The organism is Microcoleus sp. Pol7_B2 (genome assembly GCF_036701035.1).
GTDB lineage: Bacteria > Cyanobacteriota > Cyanobacteriia > Cyanobacteriales > Microcoleaceae > Microcoleus.
Window position 1 is genome coordinate 1 of the sequence record NZ_JAUBQB010000103.1, and the last position, 17,821, is coordinate 17,821.

Annotated in this window: 13 protein-coding genes; 7 read left to right on the forward strand and 6 right to left on the reverse strand. The window is 47.7% G+C overall.

Going from position 1 to position 17,821, the window contains the following annotated elements; all coding sequences use genetic code 11:
• Nucleotides 1-182: 182 nt before the first annotated feature.
• Nucleotides 183-3,122 carry a GAF domain-containing protein gene (locus tag QUA57_RS25710; protein WP_333251409.1) on the reverse strand — a complete coding sequence of 980 codons (2,940 nt, stop codon included), beginning with the start codon at nt 3,120-3,122 and terminating at the stop codon, nt 183-185.
• Nucleotides 3,123-3,335: 213 nt separating this feature from the next.
• Here QUA57_RS25710 and QUA57_RS25715 point away from each other — a divergent pair, with 213 nt between their 5' ends.
• Nucleotides 3,336-4,496 (forward strand): quinone-dependent dihydroorotate dehydrogenase, encoded by a 1,161-nt coding sequence (locus QUA57_RS25715; RefSeq protein WP_333064528.1) that lies wholly within the window; start codon nt 3,336-3,338, stop codon nt 4,494-4,496.
• A gap of 385 nt (nt 4,497-4,881) precedes the next feature.
• Here QUA57_RS25715 and QUA57_RS25720 read toward each other — a convergent pair whose 3' ends face one another.
• Nucleotides 4,882-6,333, reverse strand: coding sequence for an anthranilate synthase component I (locus QUA57_RS25720; RefSeq protein WP_333064527.1), 1,452 nt, complete (start codon nt 6,331-6,333; stop codon nt 4,882-4,884).
• 120 nt (nt 6,334-6,453) lie between these two features.
• Complete coding sequence (locus QUA57_RS25725; RefSeq protein WP_333064526.1) at nt 6,454-7,128, reverse strand: aminotransferase class IV; 675 nt, start codon at nt 7,126-7,128, stop codon at nt 6,454-6,456.
• Nucleotides 7,129-7,224: 96 nt separating this feature from the next.
• Here QUA57_RS25725 and QUA57_RS25730 point away from each other — a divergent pair, with 96 nt between their 5' ends.
• Nucleotides 7,225-7,893 carry an ElyC/SanA/YdcF family protein gene (locus tag QUA57_RS25730; protein WP_333064525.1) on the forward strand — a complete coding sequence of 223 codons (669 nt, stop codon included), beginning with the start codon at nt 7,225-7,227 and terminating at the stop codon, nt 7,891-7,893.
• Between the two features lie 176 nt (nt 7,894-8,069).
• On the opposite strand, the gene QUA57_RS25735 is transcribed toward QUA57_RS25730, so the two are convergent.
• Entirely contained in the window at nt 8,070-8,297 is a 228-nt protein-coding gene (locus QUA57_RS25735; protein WP_333064524.1) for a hypothetical protein, read from the reverse strand.
• 437 nt (nt 8,298-8,734) lie between these two features.
• On the opposite strand from QUA57_RS25735, the gene QUA57_RS25740 reads away from it, so the two are divergent.
• The 3 genes from QUA57_RS25740 (at nt 8,735) to QUA57_RS25750 (ending at nt 11,919) form a co-directional block, all read left to right on the forward strand.
• A complete protein-coding gene (locus QUA57_RS25740; RefSeq protein ID WP_333064523.1) occupies nt 8,735-9,373 on the forward strand; it encodes a transaldolase family protein in 639 nt (212 codons plus the stop codon).
• Nucleotides 9,374-9,599: 226 nt separating this feature from the next.
• The gene (locus QUA57_RS25745; RefSeq protein WP_333064522.1) at nt 9,600-11,318 is read left to right on the forward strand and encodes a calcium-binding protein; all 1,719 of its coding nucleotides are present in this window, start codon (nt 9,600-9,602) and stop codon (nt 11,316-11,318) included.
• 49 nt (nt 11,319-11,367) lie between these two features.
• A complete protein-coding gene (locus tag QUA57_RS25750) occupies nt 11,368-11,919 on the forward strand; it encodes a GUN4 domain-containing protein (RefSeq protein WP_333064520.1) in 552 nt (183 codons plus the stop codon).
• Nucleotides 11,920-12,024: 105 nt separating this feature from the next.
• Here the strand turns inward: QUA57_RS25750 and QUA57_RS25755 are convergent, their stop codons facing one another.
• Together QUA57_RS25755 and cax are read right to left on the reverse strand one after the other, a co-directional pair.
• Nucleotides 12,025-14,097, reverse strand: a complete 2,073-nt coding sequence (locus QUA57_RS25755; protein WP_333064519.1) for a serine/threonine-protein kinase — start codon at nt 14,095-14,097, stop codon at nt 12,025-12,027.
• A gap of 1,114 nt (nt 14,098-15,211) precedes the next feature.
• Nucleotides 15,212-16,333, reverse strand: a complete 1,122-nt coding sequence (cax, locus tag QUA57_RS25760) for a calcium/proton exchanger (protein WP_333064517.1) — start codon at nt 16,331-16,333, stop codon at nt 15,212-15,214.
• Nucleotides 16,334-16,536: 203 nt separating this feature from the next.
• On the opposite strand from cax, the gene QUA57_RS25765 reads away from it, so the two are divergent.
• Nucleotides 16,537-17,085 carry a GNAT family N-acetyltransferase gene (locus QUA57_RS25765; RefSeq protein WP_333064516.1) on the forward strand — a complete coding sequence of 183 codons (549 nt, stop codon included), beginning with the start codon at nt 16,537-16,539 and terminating at the stop codon, nt 17,083-17,085.
• Nucleotides 17,086-17,168: 83 nt separating this feature from the next.
• Nucleotides 17,169-17,705: a GrpB family protein gene (locus QUA57_RS25770; RefSeq protein ID WP_333064514.1), complete on the forward strand. Its 537-nt coding sequence runs from the start codon at nt 17,169-17,171 to the stop codon at nt 17,703-17,705.
• Nucleotides 17,706-17,821 lie beyond the last annotated feature (116 nt).

Genomic DNA, 17,821 nt, shown 5'->3' on the forward strand with positions numbered 1-17,821 from the left:
AACTTATATTTAACTCTGCTTGAATATATCGATCGCTCCTGCTCTTGGTTGGCGATCGATTATTCAGCAAGCCCTATGTAGCGTGCACCGGAAGCACTTTACCGCTAGAAGTTGGGTAGGGGCTGGTTTATAAGTACCTCATATGTGAATTGCAGATAGGGTGAACTCACCCGTACAGAATTTTAAGAATTGGCTAGGGGCAGCACTAAACGAGCCACAATTAAATTGTTTTCTAACATTTCTATAGAAAAGTTTCCTCCCATTAAGCGTACCGCTCGCTGACAAACTAAGAGATTTTGCACGATCGACCTATTGGAACTAGAAACGGCTAATATGTCCGGCCCGGAACCGCCGTTGAAGGCAGCAATTAACTGTCGATCGCACGCGCCGCTATCGCTCACAGACAATTCTAGCCAACCTTCCCCCAACAACTGAGAGCGAATCTCAATCTTGGCGCCCACAGGAGAGCGCCTGCACGCCGCCGCCAGCAATTCGCACAGGATCAAATCGAGCTTGATGCTGTCCCCGCGAACGCTCAAAGTCTGGCCCGCCGGCATCGACACAGCAGTTTCTCTGTGTACTTCCACCAAGACTTGCGACTGTTTGACCAGGGAGGCCGTTCGATCGAGCGATCGCCTCAGCCAAGCGCTCACAGGCACCGCATCTTGTGCGAATTGCAGCCGCCAATGTTCCTGTTTCAGCAGCAAATGAGTTGACCCCAAAGCATTGCCCATTTGTCGCAAAACCTGTTGGTAGCGCAAAGTTTTCAGAGCATCCTTTTGTTCCTTCACTGACTGGAAAATCGACTGACTCAACTCCCCCAACTCCTTCACCCCCGCTCCCACAGTGCGGTAAAACTCCTCAAAACGGCGCTGTTTGTACCAGTTGAGCAGCTCCAGATCCAATCGCTGCGACTCGCTTGCCGATTGCACCGCCAAATACCTGTGCCACCAAGCCAACTGAGACGCCATCGAGCTGAGTAAACTCACCGACAACTCTGACCACTGGCGGCCCGGAGCGTCCGCAGCCACCACAATGCCCGCCGGAGCGTGTTCTGGGGCAGTCCGCAGCGCCACCGTCAGAATCTCGCCAATTCCCGGACTGCGGAGCCACCGCTTCGTCGCCAGCGGCAGTTGGCTCGTGCTCTGTTGCAGCACGCCCGCTTCTGCCAGGGTTTGTTGGATCAAGGCATCTGTTTTGACAAAAATCACCGCCTCGGGATTGAGGGCAAATACGGGATTGGCAGCTACCGTCGCCACGATGGAACCTTCCTCCTGACCCGGATTCCAAGTAATTAGGGCGACTAAAGGACAGGAAAGTGTCTGGGAAACGTGTTGAGCAAAGTTACGATCGAGCTTTTGTAGCGGCAACTCTGGGAACATCGTCGGTGAAGCAGCAGGTATCTCTTGCTCAGATTGCTCATCAGGAGAATGGTGCAAAACCGCCAAACCCGATTTGAGCAATCGCTCAAATTGCTGATATTTGTCGATTTCCACACTCTGCTGCCAGGAGTGCAGGATCAATCCTAGCTGTTGGCCCACTAGCCGAACTAATTCTTGCTCAGATCGCCTCCAAGTGCGAGTTGCATTGTGTCCGACAACCAGCAAACCCTCGATCGATTTTCGATTGGCGATTTTCGATTTTAGATTGGGGTTTTCTCCCTCTTTGTTTTTCCCCCTCGTGGTCGATGCCAAAAGCGATCGCACCCCCGCCTCCCCCAACACTTCCCGCCAAGCGCTCAACCGCCCGTCTTCCTCCCAATTTTCAATAGCCACAGGTTCGCTTTCTTGCAACAGCCCCACGTCAGCCACATCGAGGGCGTTGAGCGGCGACGGCACTGACCTGCGGTTGCGTGGCAGATTTTGGCAGACAATTTCAAAGCGATTTTGTTCTTCGCCGTACAGCAGCAGCAAAAAGTATTCGCATTTGAGCCGCTCGCACAACTGTTCGGCGGTATTTTTTAAAGTCGCCTCCCAGTCAGCATCGCTGTAGATGGCGCGAGCTATTCCCGCAGTTAAATCTCGATCGATCTCAATTTGCTGAATTTTCTCCTCCATCTCCGACACAGGAGCCGTCAGAGCCACTAACTGCGCCACTCCCCGCAGGTAATGCTTTTCATTGTCTTGCCAAATCCGGGGCTCGCCGGCTTCGACTGCCAAAAATCCCAACAATTCCCCTTCTGAAACAATCGGCGCAGCCAACAGAGAGCGAGCGCGGATTTGCTGCATCAACCGCCCCGTCAGCTCAGTTTTCAGAGAACTTTGAGATTCACCGATCCAAACCATTTCTTCCCTGCCCAAAGCCTGATAAAATTCGCCCAAGTCTTGAACGGTGATGCCCGAAGCCGCTCGGCTCGGCCCGCCCAAACCCGGAGCAACTTCGCGGTTGCTGACTCGGCGCCAAAAATAGCGCCGCTCTCGCTCGAACCAATAAACATTGGTGCGCGTCGGCTCGATAAATTCATGAGTTTGTTCGACCACCGCTTGCAAGTATTGGTCGAGCGATCGCAGTTCCCCCAACTGGGAAATCAGCGCTAAAAGAGACTCATCTGGGTGTTTAACTTGTTGTCGCTGCCAGTCTTTTTCTATTTGGTAAAGAGCAGTTGCCAGCGCTCCAAATACGATCGCCAACTGCGTTTTTTCCCCCGACTTTGGCGACGCTCCCCACACGTCTGTGCCGAGCAAAATCACGCCGTAGCAGCGGTCTTTGTAGCGGAGCGGAAACAGAGTCGTGCCTTGAATATTGAAAGTTTGAGCTGCTTTGCGCCATTCTCCGGCTCTACTTTCCGATCGCAAATCCGGAACTCCCACCGGCCGGAGCTGAATCACCACTTGTTCCAGCAAATCCCCCGGACTGAGGGCAAACCGCTGTTTGAGAAAAGACAGGTCGCCGTTAGGAGTTATGCCACCTTTGCCGAACAATCTGTGGGCCTGTCGATCGTACAACCCGATCCAAATCAACCGCCAGTCAAATTCCGTTTCCAAGTAACCGAGTGTGGTCGAAAGTAGCACTTCCACATTCTCCTCTTCTCGGAGAGTCTGGAGAACGCGCTCTAGGGTCGCGATTTGTTCGTCTAAATCCTTTGGTCTTTGCTGCTGCCCCATTTCCAAGCTTCCCCGCACCTTTGTCTAATTTAAAATTACTAACTTAAAAATTCAAAAAAATAAAATGCAAAAGAATCAACTTATAATATAATCGTCTCACTTATCCCTCAATCTCAAACATTGGATAAAGTCGATCGAAGTTGAAGTAAAAACTTCGCCTTCACTGTCTGCTCCTGAATATTTTTATTTCCCTTCTCATTTCTAATTTGTAAATTGCCCCAGTACAAATCATTGGATATTTATCAATCAAGTGTACGCCCGCTGTTGTTTTCCGTATTGAAAACCGATGCCGAGTGGCTGCACAACCGCACTCTCCAATTTCTCGAACTCGCAGCCCGAACCCCGTCAAACCCCGCAACCCGCCAAATGCTCTGGCGATTGCAGAAATCTTTGGGAGTCCAAGATTCTCGCCTCGAACAATCTTTGTGGGGACTGAGCTTTAACAATCCTGTCGGCTTAGCCGCCGGATTTGATAAAAACGGCGTAGCTGCCGATATTTGGGCAAATTTTGGCTTTGGCTTTGCCGAACTCGGCACTGTCACTTGTCAACCGCAGCCGGGAAACCCCCAACCTCGCTTGTTTCGATTGACTCAGGACAGTGCAGCCCTCAACCGCATGGGATTTAACAATCAAGGAGCCGCGGCAATGGCAGCCCGGTTTCAGGCAGCACAGAAACAGTCAAAATTCGATGCCTCGCGCCCCATGCCTCAGTCTCGGTTCCCGTTGGGCATCAATCTCGGTAAATCTAAGGTAACACCGTTAGAGGAAGCCGCAGCCGACTATTTGGAGAGTTTTAAGCTGCTGAAAGATTGGGGCGACTATTTTGTAGTGAACGTTTCGTCTCCGAATACGCCTGGGTTGCGATCGCTCCAAGATGCTGCTGGGCTAAGCACAATTTTGGAAATTTTGCAACAAGAAAATCAGGGAATCAAGCCAATTTTAGTCAAGATTGCGCCGGATTTGGAGTCGGAGGCGATCGTATCAATCCTCGACTTAGCAAAAACCTACCAACTAGCAGGAATTATCGCCACAAATACCACCATCCGCCGCGACGGATTGAAAACACAAATATTGCGAGAAACAGGCAAACCAATCGCCGAAGAAGCCGGGGGAATTAGCGGGCTTCCTGTGCGGGAGCGATCGACAGAAGTAATCCGATTTATCTGGCAATATACAAAAGGCGAATTACCCATAATTGGAGTTGGTGGCATTTTCACCGCCGAAGATGCTTGGGAAAAAATAGCCGCCGGTGCGAGTTTAATTCAAGTCTACACCGGTTGGGTTTACGAAGGCCCTTGGATGGTGCGCCGGATTCTCCAAGGCTTGTTGCAAAAGTTAGAAGAAAAAGGATTTAATTCAATTTCCCAGGCAGTTGGTTCGGGCAATCAATAGACATACGAGGGAAAAGCAAGTCTTGGGCAGGCAGGATGCCTGCCCCACAAGAATTGTTGAAGAAGTCTCATAAATTCTGGCAGGAATCAGCCATTGAGGGGCTTTGTTAATTGCTTGTGCTTTTCCTTTGCGATCGTGATAGTGAGCTTATCCAACAGCTAACCAGCTTTGGCAGTCTCATCTAATATCCATGAATTCACCCAGAATCTGACTCACAGTGGGATCGCTAAAAAAACTATCAGGCAACACCATACCAACATTTCCCTAACATTAATACTACAATAAATCTTTTGTTTTCGATCGATTTATATCAGCATTACCTCAAAACTAAATCCGCGCTCAAAATCTTCAACAATATTAACAATTCGATTTATCTAATACGCATCTAATCAAATATCTCCGCTAATTTCAAAGCATTAACTTGAGCTTGAGCTTTCTGCAGCGACTCCTGCCATTCCCTTTCTGGATCGCTATCAGCAACAATCCCCGCGCCCACTTGTCCCCAAACAACTCCCCCGGTCGTACCGTCACTTTTTGGTGCATATAAAAGGGTGCGAATCAAAATATTTAAATCCAGGTTCCCGCGCCAGTCCAAATAACCGCAGGAACCGTAAAATAAATTGCGCTTCACTGGTTCCAATTCTTCGATGATTTCCAGACAGCGCACTTTCGGACAACCTGTAATCGTACCGCCCGGAAATACCCCTCGAATTAAGTCGATCGCGTCGCAATCTCCTCTTAATGTACCGATAACATTACTGACGAGGTGCATCACGTGACTGTAGCGTTCAATGGTCAGAAATTCGTTAACTTTTACTGACCCCCATTCACACACTCTCCCGATATCGTTGCGTTCTAAGTCAACTAACATAATATGTTCTGCTCTTTCTTTGATATTCTCTATTAATTCCTGTGCTAACTTCTCATCTTGAATGCAGGTTAAACCTCGCGGTCGCGTTCCCGCGATCGGTCTAGTATCCACTTTATTTCCTAATAATTGAACCAGTCTTTCCGGCGAACAACTAACTATCGCCCCCCACGGAGTTTGCCAATAACTTGCAAAAGGCGAAGGATTGATACGTTGCAAAGCGCGGTAAATTGACCAACTACTGCAATCTGTACGGGCTTCAAACCGCAAAGATAAATTAGCCTGAAAAATATCGCCCGCATGAATATACTTCTGAGCTTTTTGGACTATTTCTTTATACTCACTCTGAGATAATTGGAAAATAGGAGTAGCCGAATTTTGTTGATAATTTTCCGGTAAGTTATTCTCGATTATTTCTCGATCGGTTTGCTCTACTTGATGCTGCATAACATCGAGGTGAGAAGGTTGACTCGCAGCCAACCAGAGAATTTGCGTTTGACGGTCTAAAACCGCAAAAGATTCTGGTTCGTACCAACAGCTAACGGGGAAAGGAAGCGGATCGGTATTGAGTTGGGGCAGGTGTTCGATTTCCCATGCTAAATCATAACCCAGCCATCCCAACCAACCCCCAGTAAAAGGAATTTCCGGCGGTACATTCACTGCTAAATTTGGCTTTTGAGAGTTTAAAAGAGCGCGCAAAAAAGGTAAAATTTCACCGACGGGCGGTGTCCATAGCTGAGATTGACTATCAATTATTCGGGGAGAACCTGCACAAATAGAATATCGTGCCAAGTTAGTAGAAGATGTAACTGGACTTTCTAGCAGAACGGCCATATCGCGGGGGAAACAATCCGATATTGAGCCTGCACAGTCGGCAGTTTTACCGAGAAATAAAATTTCAAAAATCTCCGCTCCGCTGCGCTGATTTAGGGGAAGCTTTCGCCAATGCCAAGGTTGTATTTGTTTCATAATAGATTGCTGCATGAGGGTTAACACTTTCAGGACTTACGCTACGAGTCAATTTTGACACTATCTGTAGTAGTAAGGTGCACATTTCGCACCCTACTAAAATCGAGTGAAAGCGTTATTTTAGCCATTACTTACAACTTTCCAAACATCTCGGCTTGCTTCTTTTTTGAGGCGTATCCAACCCCTAACAGAGTTAATGAGAAATAGAGTTTGGGTACGGTGCAAATCATCTAAGGTAATTAATTCTTCTCTGATTTTTCCCTCCTCTAAAAGTTGAGAACGAAACGTCCCCGGTAATAAACCGCACTTGACGGGAGGTGTGATTAGACCTGCGGGCGTATCGATCGCGATATTGGCGATCGTGGATTCGGTGATAACTCCATCTTGATTCCACAGAAAGACATCCTGATATTCGGGCTGCGACTCCAAAGCCATTGTATAAGGCAATCGGTAAGTTGTCTTGTGGTAAAGAAATGGGTTTTGAGAATCGTCGATCGGTTGGCGGGCAATTCCCACAGATGCACCGATTTTTAAGATACCGCTATCTAGTGTCTGAGCTTGTAATGTTATGTTTCCCTCACAAGATATTGTTAACCGTATTTTTTGTTTGACTGACCCGCAAGTCATACTTAATGCTTGTAAAGCTTTGCTTGCTTCTGTTAGTGATAGGGGGAAATTAAAATAATCAGCCGAACGCTCTAATCTTTGAAGATGTCTGTCTAGCAAAAAATAGCCGTTTTTGGGTTCCCATAAAAGTGATTCCAGCAATTCAAATTTTTGCTGTTGTTGAATCATATTTTTGTCAATATAATGTAAATGAGGTAACTTGACAATTTTTCGACCCGCGAAAATTCCTGTTTGTCTAATTATATAGGAAGTTAACTTGAATTTATGTTGCCTAAATCCTTTAGATTTCAATGGCGGCTTGCCATCGGGCTGTTAATATTAACCTCAGCGATCACACCCCTAGCACTCAACTACTACGTCCGACTTGTTACCCGCAACTACCGCCACAGCGATATAGCTAACGTGCCTGCTGAATCCATCGCTATAGTTTTTGGTGCCGGAGTTTGGGAAGACGGCACTCCAACCCCCATGTTAGCCGATCGAGTCCAAGCAGGCGTCGAGTTGTACAAAGCGGGGCGAGTGGAGAAACTTTTGATGACAGGAGACAATAGCAGCGTCGATTACAACGAAGTCCAAGCAATGCAGGACTACGCCGCAGCCCAGGGCGTACCGACTAATAATATCATTCTCGATTATGCCGGATTTAGCACCTATGAAAGTTGCTACCGGGCGAAAGAGATTTTTGGCATAACCCAGGCTGTTTTAGTTACCCAAAACTTTCACTTAGCCCGCGCTGTTTATACCTGCCGGCAGTTGGGCGTAGAGGCGATCGGTTTAGGAACGCCGGATTGGGGCAAATTTCGCCAAAAGGGCATGATTCACTACAGTTTTCGCGAATTTTTGGCCGTCCTCAAAGCGCTTTGGGAAGTGCGCGTTACCCGTCCAGAACCGACTTTTTTGGGGCCGTTTGAAGGAATTAAAGAAAAGTTATGAGTGCTTTGTTGAAAACTTTAGTCCTTGCTTTAAGGACTAAAGTCTTCGCTAAAAACGGGTTTTATTACAACTAACCGGACATCATCTAAGTCCGGGAGTTGTAAGTTTTGAGTTAAACAAAACTTACAACACAACTCACAAATCATAACTCGCCCGTTGCGGTAGTGTTCCATAACTTACTCGCGTTTGGAAAGCCCCGCCAGCGACCAAGTTAGGCTCACCATCATTAAGCGGCCTAGAGCCTTCAAACGGTCTTCGGCGTTATTTTCAACCGTTTGAGACAGACTTTCAGACTTAAGATTTATCAAGAATTCTTCAGCGGTTTCTGCTGGCTTTTCCAACTGAGGTTGTTCAGAAGATGTCTCAAGGCTGACTTGTGGCTGCTGATTTTTTTCTTCGGTCATTGTCTGAGTCACCTCCTGGAGTTATTGCATACATAACCCTTACTACAAATGTAATTTCTTTGTATCCGGGATTTTGGGAGTCAAGTTTTTCTTACCAGAGAATCGCAGTTACCAACTGACTTAAAAGTTTTGATTTCAGTTGTTAGCTATCTTAAATAGCACTTAGGCAATTTTCCTCAGAAAGCCGATTTATTCACAGATAGGTCGTCCTCCACCAATTTTTTGTAATAAACGGGCTTTCGGAGCCTAAGTCCTGTTAAATTCAAAACTCACGCACTACTACCTATGATGCACATCACTGAAGTGTTATATTTACTTAACAGTAATATTTCCGAGATTCTGATATTGTTAAAGATTAACAATTAATTTCGCTCGGATTTATATCAATCTGCAAGCAACCGTCTGGGAAATATTAACAAACTGAAGGTGTAGAGCCGATGGCAATTTATGTTGATACTGCAATTGTAGCGGAAGCCGCACGGGCAAGCAAGTTCGGATGGATAGCGGGAATTACTACTAATCCGACACTTTTGGCAAAAAGCGAGTTATCTCCTGAGCAAACCCTTAAACAACTGGCACAACTGATTCCTGGGGAAGTGTATTATCAGCTAATGGCATCTGATGTTGATGGCATGGTAGCAGAAGGAAAAGCGGCTTTTGAATTAATTGGACAGCAAACAGTGTTAAAAGTTCCAGCAACGGCTGCGGGTTTCCAAGCAGTAGCGCATTTGTCACCGGAAATTCCTTGTGCGGTGACGGCGATATACAGCGCATCACAAGCAGTTGTCTCAGCAGAAGCGGGGGCTAAATATGCGATCGCCTACGTGAATCGCGCCACCCGACTCCTAGGAGACGGTTTTGCTTTAGTGCGGGATATGGCAAATGTGTTGCACAGAACTAATACTGAGATTTTGGCAGCTAGCATTAAATCGCCGGAAGAAGCGGTAAAGACTTTATTAGCTGGCGCCCATCATTTGACATTGCCTTTTGACCTGTTGCAGGCGATCGCAGTTCACGAATTGTCCCAGCAAACAGTTGATGAATTTGCCAAAAACGGGCGGGGAATTACTTATTAGATGTGGCAATAGAGAAAACTTCCTTAATTCTGGGGCAAGTATCATTCGCTCGCTGATTGCGTATGAGTTTGGCTATTTTGTCTAGTGTGGGTAACATTTATTGATAAATAGGGTTTTTATGAACTCAAAGCTATGACTTTTATGAATTGACTTTGAGAAATGCTTATTGAATAATGTCAATCAACCGCACGGAACTCCAAACTTGTACTCTTAAATGTCAGGGCTTATGACCATTACTCGCATCCCCGTAGACTCAACAGGCATCTCTGACCCAGCAGGCGATGTGCAGGGCAATCGTTACTCGGTTTTATCATCCATCTCCGGCGATGGGCGGTTTGTGGCGTTTACACTTCAACAATCCATCTTCTCTCTCGGATCTCCGAACAATAATACTAACAATAGCGACGACATCTTCGTGCGCGACTTGTTAACGAATACCACCACCCGCGTCTCTGTTGACTCAGCAGGGAATCCGGGGAACGACAGCTCCTACGACCCCTCCATCTCTGCTGACGGAAGGTTTGTGGCGTTTCAATCTGATGCCTCCAACCTCGTGCCGGGGGACACAAACAATAGTGGCGACATCTTCGTGCGCGACTTGTTAACTAACACCACCACCCGCGTCTCTGTTGGCTCAGCAGGCAATCAGGGAAACAGCTTGTCCCGGCGCTCCTCCATCTCAGGTGACGGGCGGTTTGTCGCGTTTGCATCTAATGCCACCAACCTTGTGCCGGGAGATACTAACAATAGCACCGACATCTTCGTCCGCGACTTGTCAACTAATACCACCACTCTGGTCTCTGCGAGTTCCAGCGGCGATCGGGGGAACAACGACTCTGAATTACCCTCCATCTCAGCCAACGGCAGGTTTGTGGCATTTCGCTCTTTTGCCACCAACCTCGTGCCTGGGGATACTAACAACGAACGGGACATTTTCGTGCGCGACTTGTTGACAAATACCATTACCCTCGTCTCTGTGAGTTCCAATGGCGATCGCGCGAACGATAGCTCCTCCCGCTGCTCTATTTCTGCTGACGGGAGGTTTGTGGCGTTTTCATCTGATGCCTCCAACCTCGTGCAGGGAGACACAAATAATACCACCGACATTTTCGTGCGCGACTTGTCAACCAATACCACCAACCGCGTCTCTATTTCCTCAACAGGCAATCAGGGGAACGAAGACTTCTACACTCCCTTCATCTCCGCTGACGGGCGGTTTGTGACGTTTTCATCTGAGGCATCCAACCTCGTGCCGGGAGACACTAACGATAGCGAGGACATCTTCGTGCGCGACTTGTCAACCAATACCACCACCCGCGTCTCTGTTTCCTCAACAGGCAATCAGGGCAATAGCGACTCCGAGTTCCCCTCCATCTCGGCCAACGGGCAGAAAGTGGCGTTTTCATCTTTTGCCACCAATCTCGTGCCGGGAGATACCAACAACGGCCCAGACCTCTTTATTGCTGACACCGGCAACACTTCAGGCGGCATCAATAACTCTCCAAACGTCATCAACGGCACGAACGGCAACGACAACCTGACAGGCACTCCTGGCAGCGATAATATCAGCGGTTTAGACGGCGATGACGCACTCACCGGCAGACAAGGCAACGATATTCTTATCGGGGGAGGCGGCAGCGACAACCTGTCTGGCGGCAAAGGTTTTGATACCCTCAACGGCGGTTTGGGAGACGATATTCTAGTCGGCGGCGCGGGCAACGATGTATTTGTTTTAGGTGCGGGATTGGGAGTTGATACAATCTCTGATTTCGCCAACTCTCAAGATACTATGCAATTAATCAATGGCTTGACCTTCGGACAGCTATCAATTTCCCCTGGAACTAACGGCACATTAATTAGAGTAGCCAGCAGCGGTGAAGTTTTAGCTTCTTTGACAGGCGTTGCTCCAAACCTCATCGGCTCTGAAAATTTCATCTCAGTCTAGAGATGGTAAACTGGTCCTTTGTTAAATCACTGTTACTCAGAAAAACATCATGATTAAACTTGGCAAACTATCCCTCGCATTAGTAGGCACATTTATTGCAGTTTTGCAACCAGCATTTACCGCTAATTCACAAGAAAGCAACAGCGAATTTAGCAAACTTCAATCCTTATTAGAAGCCAAAAAATGGTACGAAGCCGATCAAGAAACAGTCTCTCTGATCCGCAACAACTCCGCGAATCTGTCTTGTCCGAACCTCCGCGCGATCGATGGGATGTGGATGCGATCGAGCAATGGCAAATATGGATTGACTCCGCAGTTAGAGATTTGGCAGAAAGTCGGCGGCTCTAACTGTCGAACTTGCGAAGGTCAAATTAAAGATTTTAGCAAGCAAGTAGGATGGAACATGAGCTCTCAAGTAAGTCCTATACCAGGGGAGTTTCCAGCCCAGTATCCAACTGTTGCTTCATTAAGTTGGCAAAGTTATGTTGACAGCGATAAAAGCATAACTAGGTACAGTCTTTTTGCTGGCGCGCAGACATGGCAAGCGTGGAGAGTTACAGAATTTAACCTGTTTTCTACTTTTGCCAATTGCGGCAAGTAACAGTTGTAGGACGGGCAATGCCCAGACTTCCACGTCGGAGTCGGGATGGGATTTCTCGATCGCCTCGACTCTTCAATCTAAAATCTAAAATCTAAAATAGTAGGACTATGGCATTCGCCAAATCTTAATAGTGCGATCGGGACTGCCGGTCACAAAAGTCTTGTTATCTCTGGCAATAGCAACAGAACTCACAAACTGAGTGTGACCAGAAAGAGTGCTTCTTTCTTTTCCCGTCTTCAAATCCCAAACTATAATATCTCCGCCCCCGCTGATCAAAGTCCGGCTGTCCGGGCTAAAGGCGATCGTCCTCACCCAGTCCGAATGCCCTTTAAAAGTGCGGGTGGGCTTCCCGTCTTGCACGTTCGACAAACGGATCGTATTGTCGGTGCTAGCACTAGCCACAATTTTCCCGTTCGGGCTAAAAGCCACAGCAGTAATCGGGCCCCGGTGACCTGTGATAATTCTTCTGACTTCTCCGGTGCCGAGATTCCACAAACGCACAGTCTTGTCCTGGCTGCCGCTAGCGAGAGTTTTACCGTCCCGGCTCAAAGCGATCGCGTTTACTCCTCCGGCGTGGCCGCTCAAAGTCCGCAACCTGCCGCCGGTTCTGACATTCCACAAGCGAATAGTTTTGTCATCGCTGCCGCTAGCGAGAGTTTGACCGTCCCTGCTAAAAGCGATCGCCTTGACGGCGGCTTTGTGAGCCGGAATCGTCCGCATCCGTCGCCCCGTCTTCAAATCCCAGAGAATCACATTCTTGTCGCCGCCGCCGCTGGCCAAAATCGAGCCGTCCGGACTCACCGCCACGGTATTGACCGATTTTTTAGAATGCACCAAATCGAGAGGCGGCACCCGGAGGCGTTCCGTCCTCACATTCCAAATTCTAATCGTCCCAAGGCTTGCGCTCACCAAAGTTTGACCGTCAGGCGACAGGGTGATCGCATTTACACTCTCGACATTATCCAAACTTCCTTGCAAAAACTGAGTGCTAGGTAAGGTAGAAAGCAGCCACACCGGGTTTGCCGGAAACACCCCGTAACGCAGCGAACCGTAAATTTGAGACGCGCCAATACTCACCATCAAAACAGCCGTGCCCGCCAGCAACTTCTTTTTCCAATCAAAAACATCTTTCTCGGCCTTTTTCAATCCCGAATTCAGAGGTCTGAGGCGGTTTACAGAAGTCTGCTTCTTCACCTCAGGCGTCCCGGAAGTTGCGCGAAGTTTAGTTTGCCCCGTCGTCGGCAACTGAGTAGGCAACTGACTTTCCGCGCCGTCGAGATTAATTTCCTCCAAGCACTGCAAAACCATCTGCGGGCTTTGAGGTCGATTTCCCGGAAAAGGCGCCATCAGATAATCGATTACATTAGCCACGGCGTCGGAAACCTGAGGAGCTCCTTTGCGCCACATTAATCTGCCCGTGCGGGGGTTCTCTGGAAACGCAGTCGGTGGCTTTCCAGTCAGCAAATAAACAAAAGTGCGGCCTAGAGCAAAAAAATCTGACTGCGGAACAGCCTTGCCATTAGTTTGTTCCGGCGGCGTGTAGCCCGGGGAAACAATACCAGTCACATTTTGCCCCTGGCCCACCTTAGCGAAATAAGTCGCCGACACTTCCCGAGCAGTCCCGAAGTCAATCAGCACTAACTGCCCGTTTGGCTTGCACATAATATTGTGCGGCTTGATATCCCGATGGAAATAGTTGAGGCGGTGAACTTGGTCTAAAATTTCCGACAGTTGTTTGAGCCAGTTCACAGCTTGTTCTTGACTGATGGGGCGGCCCCGATGTTTCAGCCAGTCTTGCAAATTGGCCCCAGCAATTTTCTCCATCACCAGACAGTGAAAAGACTCTGTGCTGTGAGCGGGCGTAAATGTAAAATAACCGTCGCGATCGACTTTTGGAATACCTGGATGTCTTAGCCTGACCAACACGTCGGCTTCTTGCTTAAACAGTTCTACAGCTTTGGGATGTTCTTTGAGCAGGACTTTGAGCACTCTTCGGGCGCCGTTGTCGTCCACTTCAAATGTTCTGCCAAAGCCGCCGCCTCCGAGAGGCGCGACTAGCCGATATCGACCTTGCAACAAAAGTTCAGACCCGCAGTGGATACACACGGATTTGCCAGAGTTGGCTGGATCGGAGGGATTCGGACATTTGGGATTGAGGCAATAACTCACAGAAGCCACATAACCCTGATTGAGGTTGCTCTATCAAGTTTTACTTTGACACTGCTATACAAAACTTGGCTAAACTTATCTAAGCTTCACCATTCAACTAGAAGTATTTTCTAGAGGGTCTGATTCCTGCTTCTGCCAAGAGAGTCGGCTCTTACTTGTCCACAGGCGTAAATTCGGGTGGAGCAGCACCCTATTTTTGAAGTCTGTACAACTATTTATTATTGTGGAAGCTTTTAGCCATTGTTTAACCATTATTTTCAACCAATTTAACGAATCGTGGTATCCCGTTCGACCTTTTTATAGGCTGGTCAGTTTTAAATCGACCCTCGTTTACTCTTCCAGAAAATTTTTCCTGCAGATTTTGGGCATTATTCTGAGAATGTTGCACAAAAATGTGCCTCTGTCAATATGCTTGTGATCGGCAGCTCGGAGGAAGTTTAATCAAGTATTAAGCGATTAGATTAACCTCTGTGCACTCTTGGTGAGTGAGATTTTTGATTCAGCTTGCGTTACTTGCCTTGACAAGATTACTCAAGCCGAATTAGAGGTGTCTTTTGTAAAATCGTTAATTGCGGTATGGCATACCGTATTTAATTAATCCTCTTTATCTAGTTCGGTTTTTGTTCAAATATGAGTTTTCCTAGACGGCAACACCGTGTTTGTGGGACGACGTACTCAACAATAAGAGTACGAGGTTTTACTTTGTCTAGTTAGACTCAATTTTCAACTTATGACGATCGTAGCACACCTAGTAAAAGACTCATGAGCACCCTTGATTGAAATCTTGCAGGGTCTCTGAAGTCAAGGGAGGCTTTAGTCTGGCTGGACTTCAGCATCCCGTGTTTTTGTATAACCTGTGGCACTGCGCTCTAACGATCGGATTGAGGCCAAAGGTTTTGTTGTTTGTCACAGCCGATCAAGGTCACAAATCCCTGATGACAGCACATAATGTACAAACACACCAGAACTAATAACGAGATAGCAGCCACATTTCAATTGTACGATCGCAACCACCACTCTCGAAGAAAGAAGTGAGAGTAGGGAAGTGGGGGAGTGGGGCAGTGAAAAAATCTGCCTTCTTCCCTCTTCCCTCTTCCCTCTTCCTTCAACAGAAGAAAGCCTGTTAAACAAGTCCCTCAATTACCGGATGGAAGTAGAACGCCAGCGCCAAAACCGTATAAGCTGCCAACAGCAAAGTACCTTCGAGCCAGTTAGAGTTGCCGTCAGAACTGATAGAATTGGCGATCAGCACAGACACCGCAACCGCTACAAGTTCAAACGGGTTGAAATTCAAGTCCATCGGTTTGCCTAAGACAAAACCTGCCAAAACCAACACCGGGGCAACAAACAAAGCAATTTGTAAACTCGAACCCACCGCCACAGAAACCGACAAATCCATTTTATTTTTCATCGCCACCGTCACCGCCGTCGTATGTTCGGCCGCATTGCCAATAATCGGCACTAAAATCACCCCGGTAAACAGTGATGTCAGCCCCAAACGCGCCGTCGCTTCTTCGAGAGTACCCACCAACAGTTCCGACTCGACAGCTACCATCAGGGTACAGGCCAACAGCACCCCAATCCACAGCGGCAGATTGACTTTGTGGTCAGGACTGTCTGGTGCTAAGTTATTTTCGGCTAAATCTTCCAGCATTTCTATTTCTGCCACCCCTGCATCGTACAGATAACTGTGGGTTTTCATCGAAAACAGCAGCGTCAGCACGTAGACAACAATCAGCACTACAGCAACAGCGCTAGAGAGGTTCTGCATAGTTGCCGGAGGGATGCCAATAGAGGTGGCATTAACGGCAGTTGGCACCAAAATGGCAATCACGGCTAAGTTCATCGCTGAAGCATTCAAGCGGGCGACTGTCGGCTGAAAATCTTGTTCTTTGTAGCGCAAGCCGCCCAGCAGCATCGCCAATCCCATCACCAGCAGCAGGTTGCTCATAATTGAACCGGTGATGCTGGCCTTGACAACATCTATTAGTCCGGCGTTGAGGGCGACGATGCCGATAATCAGTTCCGTAGCATTTCCGAAGGTAGCGTTCAGCAAACCCCCCAAATTGGCACCGAGGACGACGGCGATTTCTTCGGTGGCCGTCCCCATCCAGGCGGCTAGAGGGATGATGGCTAAAGCCGAGGTGATGAAGATTGTGGAGGATTCCCAGCCGAGAAAGTGTCCGGCGATGGAAACCGGGATAAATAACAGCAGACTGGAAATTATTGTATTTGTGTTTAGCATTTAGATTCTCAAAAGCTGCCAACCGTCAATCATAGCCTGCCACAATGTTTAACAAAGGGGGAGGGTTGGATATTTGGATGTGGGCTTAAAGCTGGGGGTGGGCGATCCTCTTCGAGGGCTTCGCCGCTAATGGGCGATCGCTGCATTGCCGCTTTCACGGATGTGACAAACTAAGAGAGCGATTTGTTTAGCCGATCGGTTCAATGGATTTTTGTATTCGATTAGCTTCCTTAGAAGACATTCCTAAGCTGACAACTTTAATTCCTGGTTCTGCCAGAGCTTTGCAAGCAGGCTACTATAGTTCAGAGCAGATTGAAGGCGCACTCGGCAAAGTTTTTGGGGTTGATACTCAACTGATTCTAGACCAAACATACTTTGTTGCTGAGAACAATCACCAAATTGTTGGTTGCGGTGGTTGGAGTAAGCGTAAAACGCTTTATGGAGGTGATTCAGGCAAAAATAATCCAGAAGACAGCCTGCTCAACCCAGACAGCGACTCGGCAAAGATTCGTGCATTCTTTGTTCATCCAGCATCGGTACGTCGAGGAATTGGAAGTCAGATTATGCGAGTATGTGAACTGGCTGCTGAGCGTGCTGGATTTAAGGAAGTTGAGATGATTGCGACGCTGGCGGGAGAGCCATTTTACACAAAATTTGACTATCAGGTGATTGAGAGGTTTGAAATTTCTCTCCCAAACAGTCAGTTCCTCCCCGTTGTCCGTATGTTTAAGAGCTTTGGGCACAGCCCGTAAAATATGAGGCATCATAAAATCAGTTTCGGTTAAATGCGAGCGTAAATCAATGAGATGACAAAAAAAGCGAATAATTATCAGCCATGTCAAGAAAACTAGATTTTTTCAAAGTAGAAGTCGTCCCGCACGATCCAAATTGGCGCAGCGCCTTTGAAACTGAGTCGAAACTGATTGCACTTGCACTTAGGGAAAATGTGGTTGCTATACATCACATTGGTAGCACAGCCATTCCACAAATTCATGCAAAGCCGATCATCGATATGTTAGTTGAGGTTAAAGATATTACTAAAATTGATCTACAGAGTTCAGCACTTGAGGCATTAGGCTATCAAGCAATGGGTGAGTTTGGGATATCCGGCCGTCGTTTTTTTCGCAAGGGTAATGAAGCAGGGATTAGAACACACCACCTTCACGGGTTTGAAGTGAACTCAGCGCAGAGAGAGCGCCATTTAGCGTTTCGAGATTATATGATTTCCCATCCTGATGACGCGCAGCAATACAGCGAACTAAAGAGAAAAATTGCCCAAAAATACCCTGATAATATTCAAGGGTACATGGACGGAAAAGATGGTTTCATTAAAGCAATGGATCTGAATGCGGCTAATACCAATTTTTTATGAGACCCCGTAGAATCCGATCCCCCCTAGCCCTCCGTGTCCGCAGGGTGGATTTATTGTGATCGGATGATTATATAATGGAAGGGGCGATCGTCCCCTAGCGGATCCCGCTTGACCAT

Excerpts from the sequence above, each read along its gene's own strand:
- QUA57_RS25720 (WP_333064527.1), bottom strand. The coding sequence starts at position 6,333 with ATGAAACAAATACAACCTTGGCATTGGCGAAAGCTTCCCCTAAATCAG.
- QUA57_RS25725 (WP_333064526.1), bottom strand. The coding sequence starts at position 7,128 with ATGATTCAACAACAGCAAAAATTTGAATTGCTGGAATCACTTTTATGG.
- QUA57_RS25730 (WP_333064525.1), top strand. The coding sequence starts at position 7,225 with ATGTTGCCTAAATCCTTTAGATTTCAATGGCGGCTTGCCATCGGGCTG.
- QUA57_RS25735 (WP_333064524.1), bottom strand. The coding sequence starts at position 8,297 with ATGACCGAAGAAAAAAATCAGCAGCCACAAGTCAGCCTTGAGACATCT.
- QUA57_RS25740 (WP_333064523.1), top strand. The coding sequence starts at position 8,735 with ATGGCAATTTATGTTGATACTGCAATTGTAGCGGAAGCCGCACGGGCA.
- QUA57_RS25745 (WP_333064522.1), top strand. The coding sequence starts at position 9,600 with ATGACCATTACTCGCATCCCCGTAGACTCAACAGGCATCTCTGACCCA.
- QUA57_RS25750 (WP_333064520.1), top strand. The coding sequence starts at position 11,368 with ATGATTAAACTTGGCAAACTATCCCTCGCATTAGTAGGCACATTTATT.
- cax (WP_333064517.1), bottom strand. The coding sequence starts at position 16,333 with ATGCTAAACACAAATACAATAATTTCCAGTCTGCTGTTATTTATCCCG.
- QUA57_RS25765 (WP_333064516.1), top strand. The coding sequence starts at position 16,537 with ATGGATTTTTGTATTCGATTAGCTTCCTTAGAAGACATTCCTAAGCTG.
- QUA57_RS25770 (WP_333064514.1), top strand. The coding sequence starts at position 17,169 with ATGTCAAGAAAACTAGATTTTTTCAAAGTAGAAGTCGTCCCGCACGAT.